The sequence below is a fragment of the Olivibacter sitiensis DSM 17696 genome (genome assembly GCF_000427965.1).
Lineage (GTDB): Bacteria > Bacteroidota > Bacteroidia > Sphingobacteriales > Sphingobacteriaceae > Olivibacter > Olivibacter sitiensis.
Map to the genome: position 1 here is coordinate 15,867 of NZ_ATZA01000046.1, position 16,983 is coordinate 32,849.

Sequence of the window (16,983 nt, forward strand, 5' to 3'; positions counted from 1 at the left end):
TTTGAATAGTTAATAAAGAATTTGGGATTATGGAAAATAACGTAATGACATCGCTCAAAGAGCGATATGAACACTTTAAGGCGGAGAACCCGAAGGTGCGTATACGGGATGCTGCCAAGCAGCTGGGCGTAAGCGAAGCCGAATTGGTCGCATTGACCGCCATTAGGCTGCAAGACGATATTGAGGCTATTTTGAAGGATATACCGCAGTTGGGTTACGTAATGGCGCTGACCAGAAATGATTATGCCGTACACGAGCGCAAGGGAGAATACCGCAAGGTGGCCATCAATGGCGGCATTGGCCTGGTGGTTAACCCGGATATCGACCTGAGATTGTTCCTTGGTGTCTGGAAATACGTTTTTGCCGTCAGTGAAAACGAAAGACAGAGTATCCAGTTTTTCGGCAAGGAAGGTGACGCTATCCATAAGGTGTACTTGCAGGAAGAAAGCAATACAGCGGCATATGATGAACTGGTGGCCCGTTATAAGTCGCCCGTACAGGGATTGGCACCGATAGAAGAACATTATCCTGAAAGGGAAGAAGAACTGCCGGATTCAGAAATCGATGTCAAATCGTTTCAGGATGCATGGGTTGCCTTGCAGGATACGCACGATTTTCATGCCATGCTCAAGGCGCACCATGTCAAGCGCACGCAGGCTATGCGGCTGGCGCCAAAGGGCTACGTCACGGAGATCAGCGTGGCCCAGGTGAAGCAAATCATGGAGCTTGCGGCCGCAAAAGAAGTGGAAATCATGGTATTTATCGGCAATAGGGGCTGCATACAGATCCATACGGGTCAGGTGAACCGTTTGCTCCAAACGGGACCTTGGTTCAATGTGCTGGATCCGACGTTCAATATGCACTTGCGGGAAGACGCCATAGCACATGCGTGGATGGTAAGAAAGCCTACCAAAGATGGTGTGGTCACCAGCATAGAATGCTACGATGCGCTGGGCGATACCATTGTGCAGTTCTTTGGCAAGCGGAAGCCTGGCATTCCGGAGCTTGCTGCATGGCGTGAAATTGTAGAAGAAGTTTTGGCTTAATGCCATAAAAGAAACCTATATAGTTTGTTTATATAGTTTTTAGTTGTTTAGTTTAGTTAGAGAAGCGGGCCGATGCGATATCGCCCCGCTTTTTTTGTTTTATGCTGCTGTACCTATATAATTTTTTGTGATGGTCACCGAATTAACCTCGTGGTTCTTTTAGATAAGGCACATATGAAGTGAACTAATATTTGAAGACTGTTTAGATTGGCTTTTGTAAATTCTGGGGATGCGGCTTCTCAATTTGTCGGTAAAGGAATGATTTCCCAAGTAAAGCTATAAACGTTTTTTTCCTCTACGAGGTGTATCGCAGAAATATTTATAATTTTTCCCGCCAGTTTTTATAATTGTTAATATCTCTTTTTTTAGGTCCAAGTCCAGTAAAGATTTTATTTTTACTAATACTTTCAGAATCGTTATTTGCTAAGGGATTAATTCGTATGTCAAATTCAACATTGCCCCATTTGTCATCAATCAATTTTTTGTAATGAACCGTGGCAATTTTATCTGTTTCAGTGCGCCCCTCTGCATTTTCTTCTCTTACACTTATAAGAGAGTAATAACCTAGTGATGGCAAATTACTACCCGCAAAAGAGATTGATGTCCCTTGTCCGATTTTCCTTTCACATTCTTGATATGCTTTGTCAAGTGAATATGCCCATTGTTTCTTTTTAAAATCGGCCAGTATTATTTTTTTGTTTAGCTTATTGTATTCTTCAAGTTTGTCTTTTACACGGCTGATTTCAAAGGGATTTTTACATTCGTTGTATTCTTGGTTCATTTTATTATTACAATCTCTGTAATCGGAAATTTCTTTATCATATTCCGTTGTCTTAATTTGGTCAAAAGATAAACTAAAGGAATAGCGCTTGTTGAGTTGATTGAGTGGGCTATTTCTGATGAAATTGAGGCTGATTTCCTTGGTGATGGTCTTTTTATCTTCTTCTTCTTTGTTTGTCATGGCCTAGCAGCCTTTTTAATTTCTGGATTTTTCTTCCACTCGATCATCCTTTTACTGTTCCTTGCCTTTATTTCCTTCATCAACTCCCTAAAATCGGCAAGTTCCTTTTTGGTCCAAGGTACGGACTTGGCCTAAAAATCAATATTCTTCGGCTCTTTTATCAATCCCATAAGGCTTAACTTTTAAAATATCGCGCTATCCCAAAAATTAATTTAGGGATTACTTTTACCTATTTATGGGAGCCTTTTGCTTCTTCTTTGTCTTGGCTATCGCTTGTTTAGCCTTGCGTGCTTTCAAAAACTCGCTAAATTCTTTTTCTTCCTTTTCGCTCAAAGGCTTGTTTACAAAAACAAAGTCCTTTTCGTCCATTTTCTTGAAGTCTATCATAACCTGAAATCTTTAAAATACCTAGTAGTCAAAACAAGTGCCTCCTTGGTGTCGATAAACATGCGGTTTCCGCTGAATACCTTTGCGCCTAGGGTCTGTTTGTAATGATCGACAAGCTGTGTCTTCGCCATGAAAGAAACAACTCCCCCATACTTTTGTTCAAACGATGTTTTGCATGCGAACGCAACTAGATTGCCTGCAACACCTTTGTACAGTTTACCCTTGCCTTTGTTGAACTTGGCATTTTCTATCAAATCCATAAAAACATGGTCGCCTTTGTCCGTCAAGCTAATCAGGCCGTGAACGATGGTTGGGTTGTTGACCGTGGTCAGCTTATAGACATGCCTAGTCCCGTCTTTTATTTCCCTTTTCCAGTCAAAAGTCCATTCGGACTTTCTAATTTGCCTGCTATCTCCCAAACCAAGCTTGCTTATCAACGTATCGAACACCTCGCCTGAAATGGCATTTTCAATCGAGTTGGTCAACTTGTCAACCTCAAAATCAAGCCCGATTTCTGTTCTTTCTTCCATTTGCCAAATACGCTTACAATTTACGGATTTTTGGTTTATATACATAAGGATGTCCATTTTTTTCTTAAAAGGCCAATCTATATAACGTAGCCACTTGATTCCTTGAAAAAGTGGACAAGTTCATATCCGTGTCAAGCGTAACTTTTTTGTTGTATTTGGTTGCTTTTGATGTTTTTAGAAGCTTGATTTGTCTTATGGCGAACCATACTAGCGTATTCCTTTATAAATCAGGTGTTTTAGTAGGTGTAAACTATGTAAAGACAAGCTTGAATGGTGAAAATAGCCATTTTTGAACTTCTGGGCTGATTGTTTAGTTAGAGAAGCGGGCCGATGCGATATCGCCCCGTTTTTTTTGTTCTGAGACTCTTATGTCAATCAGTTTTTTACTTGCGGATGAAAGTTGATCAAGTTGTTTTTCTTAGTCGGATCCAGCCTATTGAATTGTCGTCTTCAAATGGAACTGGCTAAGATAGACTTTAGCGTAATCATGTGCCATGAGGAGGCGGATTGCACATGGGAATACTGACCATTGTACTGGATAAAATCGTAAATATTGCGATAAAGACCATCCACGTGCGGAGCTGAAATTAAATCGCCAAAGGAAATGCGGTACTGATGGGCCGCGCCTTGAGATAAAAAGAGGGCAATGCCTAAAGCACCGCCTCTGCTATTCTTTTGGTTGGCTCTGGATTGCCCATGGTGTAAAAATGCAATACCGGAGCGCCTATCTTTATGAGCTCTTTGCATTGATTGATCATCCATTCAATACCTACTTCCTTGACTTGTTTGTCATCGGCACAAGCTTCTACGGCTTCGCTCAATTCCAATGGGATATCCAAGTGGAAGATCTTCGGCAAGTTGATAAGCTGCTTCTTGGTGGTCAATGGCTTCAGGCCCGGTATGATGGGCACATGAATACCATGCTCCCTGCACTTGTCCACAAAGGCCTTGTATTTGCTGACATCGAAGAACATCTGTGTGACGATGAAATCGGCTCCCATATCCACCTTCATCTTGAGGTATTTGAAATCCGTATCCAGATTGGGCGACTCGAAATGCTTTTCGGGGTATCCTGCTACGCCAACGCAAAAGTCCGTTTTATCACCCAATACGGTATCTTCATGCAGATAGATGCCGTTGTTTAGGTTGGTAACTTGCTGCAATAGTTCAGAGGCATAGCAATGCCCACCAGCCGTAGGGATAAAAGCGCTGTCGCTCTTACGGGCATCGCCACGCAGGACCAGCACGTTGTCTATGCCCAAAAATTGCAAATCGATGAGCGCATACTCCGTCTCTTCCTTGGTGAAACCACCGCATATGAGGTGTGGTACGGCATCCACCTTATATTTGTTCATAATGGCGGCACAGAGGGCTACCGTTCCGGGACGTTTCCTTAAAGCCAATTTTTCCAGTAGTCCGTTGGGATGTTGCTTGTAGACATAGTCTTCCCGAAGGGAGGTAACATCTATAAATGGCGGATTGAATTCCATTAGTGGATCTATGGCGTTATAGATGCCCTGTATACCGGTGCCTTTGATAGGTGGTAACAGTTCAAAGGAGAACAAGGTCTTTCCTTTGGCATTTGTTATATGTTCAGTGATTTTCATTGTGTTGCGAGTTGTCAGTTGCGGGTTGTGAGTTGTCAGTTGCGGGTTGTGAGTTCCTTGCAAGCGACTAGGTGTTTAATTTGTATGGTTGTTTTTAAGTTGTTGATAATATCTGATAAAGCCATTCAGTAGTTTTCTGCAATTGATAAGTTGATTTAGCAATGAATCAAAAACTTCTTTTTCAATGAAACTCAAATCGTATGATACATATAGTTGTGTTTCGAGTTCGTATAACGATCCTCTGGCAATAAAGAAAAATTGAATACTGTCTTTTGTATGATTTCTGCCACATCCTTCTGCAATATTGGAAGGAATAGAAACGGCACAACGCCTCATTTGGTTTACAAGACCAAATAATTCATCTTTTGGGAAAATTGATGTAGCTAAATAGATGTCCTTTACAAGCTGTTTAGCCTGAATCCAAACCTCCAATTGCGTATATGATGTTATTTTCTTATCGTCCATTGTCTAATGATAATGTTCTTTTACAGCTCACTATTCTCGCAACCCATAACTCGCAACTCACAACTAATTATATCCCAAGTTTGGCGAAAGCCACCTTTCCGTTTCCTCCACGCTCATTCCCTTGCGCTTGGCGTAGTCCTCCACTTGGTCTTTGGCTATTTTTCCCAGACCAAAGTACCGCGACTCCGGATGGGAGAAATAGAAGCCGCTTACGGCTGCAGTGGGGTACATGGCCAGGCTTTCGGTCAAATAAATTCCTGTTTCTTTTTCGGCGTCCAATATATCAAATAAGATTGTTTTCTCCGTATGGTCCGGACAGGCAGGATAGCCTGGGGCTGGACGAATACCCGCGTATTGCTCTTTGATCAGCTCCGCTGTGCTAAGTGCCTCGTCTTGGGCATATCCCCAGTATTCCCTGCGCACCAGTTCGTGCAGTTTTTCGGCAAAAGCCTCGGCCAGCCTATCGGCAATGGCTTTTATCATGATGCTATTGTAGTCATCATGATCTTTTTCGTACTGTGCGACCAGTTCATCTACACCGATGCCCGTTGTTACGGCGAAGCCTCCCCAATAATCGGCAAGTCCCGTTTCCACCGGTGCTACAAAATCGGAAAGGGCGTAATAAGGCTGTCCTTTGGCTTTTTCAGCCTGTTGACGGAGGGTGTGGATACTTGTCAGCTCCACTTTTCTGGTATCGTCTTGGTATAAGATGATGTCGTCACCATCCGAATTGGCCGGCCAAAAGCCGATTACGCCGTTGGCTTTCAGTTTTTTGTTCTGTACCACGTCTTGGAGCATCTTCTGGGCATCGTTATACAGTTTGGTGGCTTCGGTGCCTACGGTCTTGTCACTTAGAATACGCGGGTAACTTCCCCGCAACTCCCAAGTATGGAAAAATGGGGTCCAATCGATATAAGGTACCAGTTCATCCAAAGGAAAATCCTTAAAGGATTTTATGCCCAAAAAGGCTGGTTTCGGTGGCGTATAACCCGTCCAATCTATGGCATAATGATTGGTCCTTGCTTCGGCTATGGGGAGATATTGCTTGTCGCTCTTTTTGTTGAGGTGGTTTTCCCGCGCCTTGGCGTAGTCTTCTTTGATCTGTGCTTTAAACGCCTGCTTTGTCTCTGGATTGAGCAAGTTGCTGGCTACCGTCACGCTGCGTGATGCATCGAGCACATGGATGATCGTCTCCGAATAATTGGGATCTATCTTTACGGCAGCGTGAATGCGCGAAGTGGTGGCACCGCCAATCATAATGGGAACCTTGAAGCCCTGCCGTTCCGCTTCCTTGGCAAAATGTACCATTTCGTCCAGCGAAGGCGTGATGAGGCCACTGAGGCCGATGATATCTACCTTTTCGGCCTTGGCCGTATCGAGGATTTTTTGTGCGGGAACCATTACACCGAGGTCTATGATTTCGAAATTGTTGCAAGCTAATACAACGCCTACGATGTTCTTGCCAATATCGTGCACATCCCCTTTCACGGTGGCCATCAATATTTTTCCGGCATTGCTTCTGGTGCTCGCATTGGGATTGTTTAGTTTCTCTTCTTCAATAAAGGGTAGCAGGTAGGCCACCGCCTTCTTCATCACACGGGCAGACTTTACTACCTGAGGTAAGAACATCTTGCCCTCTCCAAACAGATCGCCCACGATATTCATACCGTCCATTAAGGGCCCTTCTATGACCTGCAATGGACGATCGTATTTCTGACGGGCTTCCTCCACATCATGGTCGAGGTGTTCGATGATTCCCTTGACGAGGGCATGGGATAGACGCTCTTCGACGGTACCATTGCGCCATTCCTCATTCTTGACAGCGGCCTTGCCTTTGCTCTTCACGGTTTCGGCATAGTCTACCAGGCGTTCGGTAGCATCTGGCTTTCGATTGAGCAGCACGTCTTCCACATAGGTCAGTAGCTCGGGATCTATCTGCTCATACACTTCGAGCATGCCCGCATTGACGATGCCCATGTCCATGCCCGCCTTGATGGCGTGGTAGAGAAAGGCCGAGTGCATGGCTTCGCGCACCACATTATTTCCCCTAAAGGAGAAGGAGATATTGCTCACCCCACCGCTTACCTTGGCATAGGGCAGGTTTTCCTTGATCCAGCGTGTGGCCTTGATGAAATCGACCGCATAGTTGTTATGCTCGTCCATACCGGTAGCCACCGTGAGTATGTTGGGGTCAAATATGATATCCTCGGCAGGAAAGCCCACTTCATGGACCAGTATGTCGTAAGAACGCTTACAAATCTCAATCCTACGTTCGTAATTGTCGGCCTGCCCCTGTTCGTCAAAGGCCATGACGATGACGGCAGCCCCAAAACGCATGATGGTGCGGGCATGCTCCTTGAATGCCTCTTCGCCCTCTTTGAGCGATATGGAATTGACTATGCCTTTTCCCTGTAGGCATTTTAGCCCGCATAATATAACCGACCATTTGGAGGAGTCTATCATAAGGGGGAGCTTGGCGATGTCCGGCTCGGAGGCAATGAGGTGCAGGAACTTGGTCATTGCCGCTTCCGAATCCAACATGCCCTCGTCCATGTTTACGTCAATGACTTGTGCACCGCCCTCCACCTGTTGCAGGGCCACGGACAGTGCTTCCTCAAAATTGCCGTTGAGGATGAGCTTGGCAAACTTGGGGGAGCCTGTGACATTTGTTCTTTCGCCTATGTTCATGAACACGCTTCCGGGGCCGTAGGTCACGGGCTCCAGTCCGCTGAGGCGTAGTAGCTTTTCCGGTGTGGGGACTTTTCTCGGTCTGCTCTTGGCCGCTTTTTCGGCAATGCATTTGATATGCTTGGGTGTGGTACCGCAACAACCGCCCACGATATTCACAAATCCATGGTCTATGAAATCTTCTATGAAATGGGCCGTTTCATGCGGCTGCTCGTCATAGCCCCCAAACTCATTGGGTAGGCCCGCATTGGGATAGGCCGAAACATAGCATCCTGCTTTTTGGGCAAGTTCTTCGATATGTGGGCGCATCTCGTGCGCACCAAGGGCACAGTTGAGCCCTATGCTGAGCAGATGCGCGTGCTTTACCGAATTGAGGAAAGCCTCCACGGTCTGTCCCGATAACGTGCGGCCACTGGCATCGGTGATCGTGCCCGAGATCATGATGTCGAGATGCGCATCGTTCGCTAATTTTCCTGCATGTTTAAGTTCGTCCTCATATTGCATGATGGCGTAGATGGCCGCTTTGGCATTGAGCGTATCGAAAATGGTCTCAATGAGCAACAGATCTGCTCCTCCGTCTACCAGTCCACGTACCTGATCGTAATAGGCATGGACCAAATCGTCAAAGGTAACGGCCCGATAGCCAGGGTCGTTTACGTCTGGTGAAAGCGATGCGGTGCGGTTTGTCGGGCCAATGGCACCAGCCACAAAACGTGGTTTTTCCGGTGTCAGTTTATTGTATTCTTCGGCCGCCGACTTGGCAATGCGCGCTCCCTCAAAATTTAGCTCGTAGCTGAGTGGTTCCATCTGGTAGTCGGCCATGGAAATGACCTGCGAGCTGAAGGTGTTGGTCTCTATGATGTCTGCTCCGGCAGACAGATAGGCCATATGGATATCCTTAATGATATCGGGACGCGTGAGGTTGAGCAAGTCGTTATTGCCTTTCACTTCACATGGATGGTTGGCAAAACGCTCGCCCCTGAAATCTTCCTCGGTCAATTGATAAGGCTGGATCATGGTACCCATAGCTCCATCAATAATCAATATACGCTTATTTAATTCTTTTCTAATATCCATAGTTGGGGTGTGCTGAGACACCTTTTATATAGTTTGTACTTGAAGTGCTTGGATTGAGAAAAAGCTAGAGGTGCGGACTTCTATTGCTTATCTTTCCCATAAAATATGGGTAGAATGTAGCACCTTGTATAGTACAGGTTGCCAAGACATCGCCGGGTCCAGTCCCTCCGTCTTTCTCAATAAGCTGGGCAAATGTCGGCAATAATTTGGTGATTAGCAAGAGTAGCGAAATTACTTCCCTTATGGAGTCGATTTATTGGAGCAATGTTTTTGTGGTATGATGAGTTTACTCAATCAATTAGGCAAGTTTACAATGCATAGACAACATATCAAGTTTCGTAATGATGATGCAAGCAAAAAAGGAAGTTGTTTGCATGATGACAAAGGAAGTAAGCTAAGGACGACGGGCTGAAGACATCCGTGAAGCTCAGCACAAAGTCGCACCTCGGAAGGCGATTTAAATAGATAACTTAATTCTATTAAAATAATCTACTTTTTTTGTAGAGTATTTTGCTTTGCTATATTTGCCTTGTAATTTTAGCGATCGTAAATGAATACTTCAAAGATATATGGCTTGCTTTTACTTGGGTGGTGCGCGGCTTGCGGTCAAAAAGCGGAACAAGAGTCTAAGGTTCTGCAAAATCTCGATCCTCTAAAGGATTCGGTGGCATATTGCGTATCGGACGGAGTGCCCTCTAGAACTACAGCAATTGCAAACGCTTCACAAAATGAAGGGAAGCTAGGGGAGGACAGCGTAAAAATGGTGCTGATAAAAGGAGGTGCATTTTTGATGGGGGCAGAGGAATTTGCTGATGCAAGGCCATTACACGAGATCGTGGTAAGTGATTTTTTGTTGGACGAGCACGAGGTAAGCAATGCACAATTTGCACAATTTATAGAAGCGACGGGTTATGTCACTGTGGCGGAGCGGGAGTTGAATCCTGCCGATTTTCCCGGAGTTCCTGCCGAGGCTTTGGTGCCAGGCTCTGCCGTTTTTACCCCTACAGCTCAGAAGGTAGGACTACAAAATCACCTGCAATGGTGGACCTACTTACCTGGTGCGTCATGGAAGCATCCGGAAGGCCCCAAAAGCTCTATTCAAGGGCGAGAATGGGAACCTGTAGTACATGTTTGTTTTGAAGATGCCCAAGCCTATGCCACATGGGCGGGCAAACGGTTGCCTACGGAGGCCGAGTGGGAATATGCGGCGAGAGCAGGCAAAAAGCAGTCGCGCTTTTATTGGGGCGATGAGCTTAAACCTAAGGGGAAGTGGGTGGCTAATGTCTATCAAGGAGACTTTCCATCAAAAAATACAAAAGAAGATGGTTTTGAACATGCCGCTCCGGTAAAATCTTTTCCCGCAAATGGATATGGCCTATATGATATGGATGGCAATGTATGGGAATGGTGCGCGGATTTTTATCGTCCGGATTATTATGAGAAAAGTCCTAGAAGTAATCCGCGAGGACCTAGCGATAGCCATGATCCTGCCGAGCCGGGCACGGTGAAGAGGGTGCAACGGGGGGGCTCTTTTCTCTGCAATGACCGATATTGTGAACGTTATAAGGCCGGAAGCAGGGGTAAAGGAGAAGTTTCCAGTGGAAGCAATAACCTAGGCTTCCGCTGTGCCAAGGATGTGTAAGAAAGCAGGCAGTGTGAGATTTTATGGATTCAGGCGATGCTTTACATAATCTTTCGTTGTGCAATTGATGCCGCCGACTTCTATATATTCTATGTTGGGACTCAGTTTGGAGCCACCATCTATCCGCACAAATATGTAATCGACTTTAATAGTTGTTTCCTCTTCTGTTTTTATGGTTACGAGCGCTTCTTTGTTGGGTTCATAATGGAGGTAAAGGGGCAGTTTCTTGCATGCCGAAAGTTTAAGCTCATAGGTATGATTATCTGTTTTTTTACTACTTATCCCATAAGCCATATTGCGTTGGAGAAAGGATAGCTCTGCCCTTTCGCCATTGTCTTCGTATCTAATCCAGTAACCGTGCACCGGGTTTTTTTCAACCAATTCGCCATCTTTCATGTTTAGTGTATATACAATCGTATTGGTGTTTGGGTCTCTTTGCAAGTAGAATAGCTGATTTTCTTCCTTTGGTACGGGCAATTTTTTGCGATCTACAAAATTGGGATTGCCCGCATTTTTGCTCTCTTGTGCAGCGAGTGGCATAAAAGACAGGTAGTACAGGGAAAAGATACCGGCAAATGCAAATTTCTGTGTCATCATAAATCATTAGGTTTTAGTATGTTGCCAAATTGACGCCAAAACCATACCAAAATATTGCCGGCAGGTTTAAGATAGCCTTTTAGTTAATTGTTCTTCAACAGACCAATACACCTGTAATGGTTTGATAGTACGCCAATTGAAATCGTCTAAGCCACCGCCAAAATTGATGTAGTAATCGATATTGGACGACTTAAATTCATCTACTACGTGTGGCCGAAAGTTGATCCCGGCTATCCACCCATCTTCCACCTCTTGAAACCATTCTTCATAGTAGCAATCGTCCGAAGAATGGAAATTGAGGACGTTTTCCCCAATGAGAATAAATTTCCGTATTCCTGCCGCAAGCATCATTTCAATGATTTCCCTTTTGAAGAACATGATGTCGTTGTTGATGGCATCGTTCCACTCCCCAATCAATTCAATGATGGCAAAGCCATGGTCATAATCAGCAAAAAGCACCTTGAGATAGAGGGTGCTGGAGCCAAAATGGTCCCACTGAGGATGCAACAAAAAGTTATATATCTGCTTGTCGAATTCAAACTCGCTATACTCAACTCCATAAAAAGGTGAAAGCTCATCCTCCGCAGCGATATAGTCATCTCGCCAACGATAAAAAGGTTCAATTTCATGCATAACAAGATGACTTATTTATTAAACAATTTCAGCCTTAAAGCGTATATAAACAAACGGCAGACGGATTCATATGCCAAGCAATTATTGTTTCCACTTTTATTACAAACTTAGATAAATTGACATTTATTTGCAATACATAGTTTAGCTTAAAGACCATTCATCACAAGCTTTTTTAGCGCGCGGGAAATACGAACTTGGTGTCTGCACACTTTTGCCTGTATAACGGCTATACCGATGTTTGCCTAGACGGTTAGATTGCCCAATTTCTGTTAATTTTGTTGCAAAATGGTTTGAGATAATGGTAACCGAATAGCTACCTTAGCGCCTTTATTACTATGCGTCCCGAAACGAGAAAAAACCTCTTAGCTGCTGCAACTTATGCCTTCGTTTTGTTGGTGGGGCTGGTTTTGGGACAGATATTTGTTCGGGAGGACGACCCATCCACGCCATCGATCATCCCATTGATGTTGAACGATAAAACTGGCAAACTACAACGTTTGGTTGACTTGATTAGCGAGCGTTATGTAGAGGTGGTCGGCATTGATACACTTCAGGAAATGGCCGTCCGGCAGGTGCTTTCCCGACTGGATCCTCATTCTACCTACCTTACGCCTTCTCAGGCACGGTCTATGGACGAGGCGTTGGAAGGTACATTTGACGGTATTGGCGTAGAGTACTACCGCTTACGCGATACGTTGATGATCGTCTCTGTTACCAATGGCGGGCCTGCTGAAAAGGCTGGGATAAAGGTGGGCGATCGCTTGATTGGCATTGATAATTTGCCTATCGTGGGGGCAAATGAACGTGATGTATCTGCCAAGGTGCGTGGCAAGCGCGGATCTACCGTGCGCTTGTGGATTAATAGGAAAGGGCAAGATCTGCCGGAGCCGATTCAAGTAAAACGAGATAAAATTTTAGTTAGTAGTATCGAGGCTTCCTATATAATCGATACGGCAACAGCTTATATCAAGATCAAGCGTTTTGGTGCGCGGACACATGAAGATTTTGACCGAAATATCAAGTTGCTAAAGCAATATGGTGTTCGCAAGCTGATATTGGACCTTAGGGGCAATAGCGGTGGTTTCATGATGTCTGCTGTGACGGTAGCAGATCAATTTTTCAGTGACAAACAGCTGTTAGTCTATACGCAGGGTGCGCACGAGCAACGCGTGGATTATCATTCCAACGGTAAGGGCTTGTTTACGGAAGGTAAACTGGCGGTATTGATAGACGAAAAATCGGCCTCTGCGAGCGAGATTTTGGCGGGTGCCGTGCAAGACTTGGATAGGGGCGTTATCGTGGGGCGCCGTTCATTTGGGAAAGGACTCGTGCAGGAACAGTTCGACTTTGACGACGGCTCGGCCATTAACCTCACTATCGCCAAGTATTATACTCCCTCTGGTCGGTGTATCCAGCGTTCTTATGCTAATGGACGGGATCAGTATTTCAATGATATACTCTGGCGAAATCAAGGAGGGGGCGAGTTTGGTCTAGAAGGGGTATTGAATATGGACAGCCTCAATTACCAGAAAGGGATAGTGTACCGCACAACGATGGGGAGACCTATATTTGGTGGTGGCGGCATCATGCCCGATGTTTACGTGCCTGTTGATACCTTGGGGTACGGCAGCTTTTACAAGCAGGTATTGCAACACGACTTGATCAGCAGCTACGTCTATTCGCATTTGGTGTCCGCACCGCCAGACTTTGCGGTTGAGCATTTTATGCAAAGCTATGAGCTTCCGGAAGGTAGCTATTCCCGCTTTGTGACATTTGCCGAAGAGCAAGGAGTGGAGGCCAAGAACAAGGTGCAAGTACAGGCTTCCAGAAGTTTGATAGAGGCCAATATGAAGGCGCTCGTGGCACGTTATTTCTTCGGTAGTGAAGCTTATTTTAAAATAATGAACGGCACGGACCATGTATTGAACCGTACCGTAGAGATTATGCGTGGGCAGTAATAGCCACTATTATTTTTGCCTAAAATATATCTGTACCGGCACCCCTTCAAAATCAAATTTTTCGCGCAATTTGTTTTCAATAAAACGTTTGTAAGGGTCTTTTACGTACTGAGGAAGATTGCAGAAAAAGGCAAACATAGGCGACTTGCCAGGCAGCTGAGTGATGTACTTGATCTTGACATACTTCCCTTTAATTGCGGGAGGAGGCGTTTCCTCTATGATGGGAAGCATGGCATCATTTAACTTTGAGGTGCTCACGTGCTTTGTTTTGTTTTCATACACATGTTTTGCGGCCTCTAAGGCTTTGTGTATGCGCTGTTTTTCCGTGACGGACGTGAATATGATAGGGAAGTCCGTGAAAGGGGCCGTCTTTTGCCTAATGGTTTCCTCAAACTGTTTCATGGTTTTATTGTCCTTGTCTACCAGATCCCATTTATTGACCAAGAGGATGATGCCCTTCTTGTTTTTTTCGGCCAGATGGAAAATATTGATGTCTTGAGACTCCAGTCCTTCCGTCGCGTCAATCATAAGAATGACCACATCGGCTTCTTCCAAAGCTTTGATGGTACGCATAACGGAGTAAAATTCGATATTCTCCTGCACCTTGGTCTTTTTTCGCAGACCAGCGGTGTCTATTAGCATAAATTCATGTCCATATTGATTGTAATGGATATGGATGGAATCTCTGGTGGTACCAGCGATGGGAGTTACTATATTTCGTTCTCTTCCCACTAGGGCATTGATAAAGCTGGATTTGCCTACATTGGGTCTGCCGACTACCGCATATTTTGGAAGGGTATTTTCCTCTTCAGGAAGTTCCTCAAGATGTTTGACCACCTCGTCTAACAACTCACCGGTACCAGAGCCTGTTATAGAGGAAATGTTGTACATGTCTCCCAAACCCAGGCTGTAAAACTCTGCCGAATCATATTGCAGTTTGTTGTTGTCCACCTTATTGGCGACAACAAAAACGGGTTTTTTGGACTGCCGTAAGATATTGGCGATATCATCTTCCAGATCGGTTACGCCTACGGTCACATCTACCACGAAAAGGATGACCGATGCTTCCTCAATGGCTATAAGAACCTGCTCCCTAATGGCCGCCTCAAATACATCGTCTGAACCGTGAACATACCCGCCCGTATCTATCACCGTGAACGTCTTGCCTATCCATTCAGCCTGTCCGTAGTGGCGATCACGTGTCACCCCACTAAGATCGTCTACTATGGCCCTGCGGCTTTCGGTAAGACGGTTGAATAAAGTGGATTTGCCGACGTTGGGTCGGCCTACAATGGCAATGATATTGGACATAACTATTTAATTTTTAAACAAAAAGCGACTTATGGTCCGTTCCCATAAATCGCTGCAAAGGTACATATATGCTTTCAACTATTAGCTTTTCCCAAAAAATTATATTTTATCGGCGATATCTTGGTTTATTCCACCCCGTTGTCTGGATTTGCCATGCAGCTGAGGCACCTAGCAATTTTTTTTATCTTTGCAGGCGTTGAAATCTAAATAGCAGCTTATATCTGTCATATGACGAATAGGACTATACTTTCCACCACATTCTTTTTTTTACTGATTTCAAGCCTTTTGGCCCAGGAAAGAGACAGTGCCAAGGTGCATCATGAAGAGCTGGACAGCATTTATATCAAGGAAGTGCAAGATAAGTACGAGCCGGATAAGGTGTTGCATGCAGAACCTTTGTACATCGATCTGATTAGGGACTTGGGCGCCCGGAAAGGGGAGAAGGAGTGGAACGTGGGCCTGGGGCTTACGGACAATAACCACTATGATGAATATTTGGCTTTAGTGGAATATGAATTTGCGCCCATCAACAGATTAGGCATGGAGATAGAACTCCCGTTTTCTATCTATTCTGCCAATGCAGACGGCATTGCGCCGGCTAATAGGCTCAATAGCTTGAAACTGGCCGCGCAATATTCCTTCTTCGTATCGGAAAAGCTCAAAACGTCTATGGCCATAGGCTATATTCACGAATTTGAACTGACCGATTTCAATAGCTACGTAAAAGAAAGGCTTTTTACGGGAAATGTCTACAATCCTTTCTTCGTCGCTGCCAAACGTTGGGGACAAAATTTCCATACCCTACTATATACGGGCCCCGTGATAGGTCGTACCTATGACGGGCACAGCCATCATCTTTGGCAGATCAATAGCAATGTGCACTATATGATTCCCGGTACGCGCAACTTTATCGGCATAGAATTCAACAAGGAAGTGAGAAGCACGGAGTTTGATATGACCATCAGGCCGCAAATGCGCGTGAGTGTGGCCGACAATTTATTGATAGGTATCGTACCAGCTATACCTATCAATCGTAGTGATGAACGCATCGGTACGTTTTTGCGCTTAATATATGAGCCAGGGCAACGGCATGGCAAGCACCGGTAGCTATCGGTGCCTGCGCACCAATTTTTTATCGGCCAACTGTACCAAAACTATGATGGCCGCTGCAAAGGCAATGATAGGTATGTATTCCTTTACCCAAAGCAGGGAAGACTTCAACAAGGGAAGATCTATGAAAAAGAAGGCGATGGCTATGGCCAAAAAGCCCAAGGATATACCGGCAATGAAGTTGATCGTGTCCTTTTGCTTGTCTTTTTGCTCTTCGATGAGCAGTACTTTGGCCATTACCTCATCGACTACCTCATTGGGCTCGTGTTGTATGGGGTTGTCCTTTTCCTTTTCGAGCATGTCAAATAACAGGGTATAGGCTTCCCTATCCTGATCGGTCAGGGGCTTCTGTTCGCCATCGGCCTGTTCCTGCAATAGTTTTTTCAGTTGTTCATCTGTCAAGTTCATCTTTCCTCCCTTTATTTTACCAGTACAGATAATTTGTCTTTCAGCAGTTTTCTAGCCCTGAAGAGATGGCTTTTGATGGTGCCTTCCGATAGACCGGTGATCGTTGCTATCTCTTGATAGCTATAGTCGTCTATATGGAAGAGATTGACCACGAGCCTATAGTTTTCCGGTAGGCGCGCGATCATCTCCAGGATAAAGGTACGCATTTCTTTTTTGTCCAGCTCTTTTTCCGGGCTGCTTTCTCCTGCTAGCTGGTGCTCATATTGGCTCACCTCATCCGTCAGTCCTTGCTTTCTCTTTGTTTTCTTCAGGAAATCCAGACTGGTGGTATACGCTATTTGTGCTATCCACGTCGAGAGCTTGGATTCCTGTTTAAAGTGCTTCAAGTTTTTATACACCTTGATGAATACCTCTTGGCACACATCTTTCTGGTCATCCTCATCTTTGACTATCTTTTGTACCATGCGCAGCACCAGCCTTTCGTACATGCTCACCAATAGCCGGAAAGCATGGAGATTTCCCGCATTTATCTTGGCTATTAATTCGTGGTCTGCGTACATATT

The 16,983-nt window shown here is 45.0% G+C and carries 15 protein-coding genes and 1 riboswitch; of the genes, 4 read left to right on the forward strand and 11 right to left on the reverse strand.

All coding sequences use genetic code 11. The features are described from left to right. Positions 1-29 precede the first annotated feature (29 nt). Positions 30-1,046: a hemin-degrading factor gene (locus A37S_RS0118705; RefSeq protein ID WP_028298313.1), complete on the forward strand. Its 1,017-nt coding sequence runs from the start codon at positions 30-32 to the stop codon at positions 1,044-1,046. 319 nt (positions 1,047-1,365) lie between these two features. Here the strand turns inward: A37S_RS0118705 and A37S_RS0118710 are convergent, their stop codons facing one another. From A37S_RS0118710 to metH, 6 genes are all read right to left on the reverse strand, one after another. Continuing rightward, the gene (locus tag A37S_RS0118710) at positions 1,366-2,007 is read right to left on the reverse strand and encodes a hypothetical protein (RefSeq protein ID WP_028298314.1); all 642 of its coding nucleotides are present in this window, start codon (positions 2,005-2,007) and stop codon (positions 1,366-1,368) included. 225 nt (positions 2,008-2,232) lie between these two features. After that, complete coding sequence (locus A37S_RS27570) at positions 2,233-2,394, reverse strand: hypothetical protein (protein WP_169719532.1); 162 nt, start codon at positions 2,392-2,394, stop codon at positions 2,233-2,235. Further along, positions 2,391-2,924, reverse strand: coding sequence for a hypothetical protein (locus A37S_RS0118725; protein ID WP_028298315.1), 534 nt, complete (start codon positions 2,922-2,924; stop codon positions 2,391-2,393). Before A37S_RS0118725 ends, A37S_RS27570 begins: the two co-directional genes overlap by 4 nt. A 650-nt stretch (positions 2,925-3,574) precedes the next feature. Then, positions 3,575-4,531: a methylenetetrahydrofolate reductase gene (locus tag A37S_RS0118730; protein ID WP_028298316.1), complete on the reverse strand. Its 957-nt coding sequence runs from the start codon at positions 4,529-4,531 to the stop codon at positions 3,575-3,577. Between the two features lie 75 nt (positions 4,532-4,606). Then, positions 4,607-4,996 carry a four helix bundle protein gene (locus tag A37S_RS0118735; RefSeq protein WP_028298317.1) on the reverse strand — a complete coding sequence of 130 codons (390 nt, stop codon included), beginning with the start codon at positions 4,994-4,996 and terminating at the stop codon, positions 4,607-4,609. Between the two features lie 63 nt (positions 4,997-5,059). Further along, complete coding sequence (gene metH, locus A37S_RS0118740) at positions 5,060-8,761, reverse strand: methionine synthase (RefSeq protein ID WP_028298318.1); 3,702 nt, start codon at positions 8,759-8,761, stop codon at positions 5,060-5,062. 84 nt (positions 8,762-8,845) lie between these two features. After that, positions 8,846-8,947: riboswitch (SAM riboswitch) on the reverse strand. A gap of 364 nt (positions 8,948-9,311) precedes the next feature. Here metH and A37S_RS0118745 point away from each other — a divergent pair. Further along, positions 9,312-10,403: a formylglycine-generating enzyme family protein gene (locus A37S_RS0118745; protein WP_084163965.1), complete on the forward strand. Its 1,092-nt coding sequence runs from the start codon at positions 9,312-9,314 to the stop codon at positions 10,401-10,403. A gap of 21 nt (positions 10,404-10,424) precedes the next feature. On the opposite strand, the gene A37S_RS0118750 is transcribed toward A37S_RS0118745, so the two are convergent. After that, positions 10,425-11,000 carry a DUF4833 domain-containing protein gene (locus A37S_RS0118750; RefSeq protein ID WP_051293297.1) on the reverse strand — a complete coding sequence of 192 codons (576 nt, stop codon included), beginning with the start codon at positions 10,998-11,000 and terminating at the stop codon, positions 10,425-10,427. A 66-nt stretch (positions 11,001-11,066) separates the two neighbouring features. Beyond that, entirely contained in the window at positions 11,067-11,633 is a 567-nt protein-coding gene (locus A37S_RS0118755) for a hypothetical protein (RefSeq protein ID WP_028298321.1), read from the reverse strand. 335 nt (positions 11,634-11,968) lie between these two features. On the opposite strand from A37S_RS0118755, the gene A37S_RS0118760 reads away from it, so the two are divergent. Beyond that, the gene (locus tag A37S_RS0118760) at positions 11,969-13,591 is read left to right on the forward strand and encodes a S41 family peptidase (protein WP_028298322.1); all 1,623 of its coding nucleotides are present in this window, start codon (positions 11,969-11,971) and stop codon (positions 13,589-13,591) included. 9 nt (positions 13,592-13,600) lie between these two features. Here the strand turns inward: A37S_RS0118760 and der are convergent, their stop codons facing one another. After that, complete coding sequence (gene der, locus A37S_RS0118765) at positions 13,601-14,902, reverse strand: ribosome biogenesis GTPase Der (protein ID WP_028298323.1); 1,302 nt, start codon at positions 14,900-14,902, stop codon at positions 13,601-13,603. Positions 14,903-15,130: 228 nt separating this feature from the next. On the opposite strand from der, the gene A37S_RS0118770 reads away from it, so the two are divergent. Continuing rightward, complete coding sequence (locus tag A37S_RS0118770; protein ID WP_028298324.1) at positions 15,131-16,009, forward strand: HAEPLYID family protein; 879 nt, start codon at positions 15,131-15,133, stop codon at positions 16,007-16,009. Here A37S_RS0118770 and A37S_RS0118775 read toward each other — a convergent pair whose 3' ends face one another. Continuing rightward, a complete protein-coding gene (locus A37S_RS0118775) occupies positions 16,010-16,420 on the reverse strand; it encodes a hypothetical protein (protein WP_028298325.1) in 411 nt (136 codons plus the stop codon). Between the two features lie 11 nt (positions 16,421-16,431). Next, complete coding sequence (locus A37S_RS0118780) at positions 16,432-16,980, reverse strand: RNA polymerase sigma factor (RefSeq protein ID WP_028298326.1); 549 nt, start codon at positions 16,978-16,980, stop codon at positions 16,432-16,434. Positions 16,981-16,983 lie beyond the last annotated feature (3 nt).

Excerpts from the sequence above, each read along its gene's own strand:
- A37S_RS0118705 (WP_028298313.1), top strand. The coding sequence starts at position 30 with ATGGAAAATAACGTAATGACATCGCTCAAAGAGCGATATGAACACTTT.
- A37S_RS0118710 (WP_028298314.1), bottom strand. The coding sequence starts at position 2,007 with ATGACAAACAAAGAAGAAGAAGATAAAAAGACCATCACCAAGGAAATC.
- A37S_RS27570 (WP_169719532.1), bottom strand. The coding sequence starts at position 2,394 with ATGATAGACTTCAAGAAAATGGACGAAAAGGACTTTGTTTTTGTAAAC.
- A37S_RS0118725 (WP_028298315.1), bottom strand. The coding sequence starts at position 2,924 with ATGGAAGAAAGAACAGAAATCGGGCTTGATTTTGAGGTTGACAAGTTG.
- A37S_RS0118730 (WP_028298316.1), bottom strand. The coding sequence starts at position 4,531 with ATGAAAATCACTGAACATATAACAAATGCCAAAGGAAAGACCTTGTTC.
- A37S_RS0118735 (WP_028298317.1), bottom strand. The coding sequence starts at position 4,996 with ATGGACGATAAGAAAATAACATCATATACGCAATTGGAGGTTTGGATT.
- metH (WP_028298318.1), bottom strand. The coding sequence starts at position 8,761 with ATGGATATTAGAAAAGAATTAAATAAGCGTATATTGATTATTGATGGA.
- A37S_RS0118745 (WP_084163965.1), top strand. The coding sequence starts at position 9,312 with ATGAATACTTCAAAGATATATGGCTTGCTTTTACTTGGGTGGTGCGCG.
- A37S_RS0118750 (WP_051293297.1), bottom strand. The coding sequence starts at position 11,000 with ATGATGACACAGAAATTTGCATTTGCCGGTATCTTTTCCCTGTACTAC.
- A37S_RS0118755 (WP_028298321.1), bottom strand. The coding sequence starts at position 11,633 with ATGCATGAAATTGAACCTTTTTATCGTTGGCGAGATGACTATATCGCT.
- A37S_RS0118760 (WP_028298322.1), top strand. The coding sequence starts at position 11,969 with ATGCGTCCCGAAACGAGAAAAAACCTCTTAGCTGCTGCAACTTATGCC.
- der (WP_028298323.1), bottom strand. The coding sequence starts at position 14,902 with ATGTCCAATATCATTGCCATTGTAGGCCGACCCAACGTCGGCAAATCC.
- A37S_RS0118770 (WP_028298324.1), top strand. The coding sequence starts at position 15,131 with ATGACGAATAGGACTATACTTTCCACCACATTCTTTTTTTTACTGATT.
- A37S_RS0118775 (WP_028298325.1), bottom strand. The coding sequence starts at position 16,420 with ATGAACTTGACAGATGAACAACTGAAAAAACTATTGCAGGAACAGGCC.
- A37S_RS0118780 (WP_028298326.1), bottom strand. The coding sequence starts at position 16,980 with ATGTACGCAGACCACGAATTAATAGCCAAGATAAATGCGGGAAATCTC.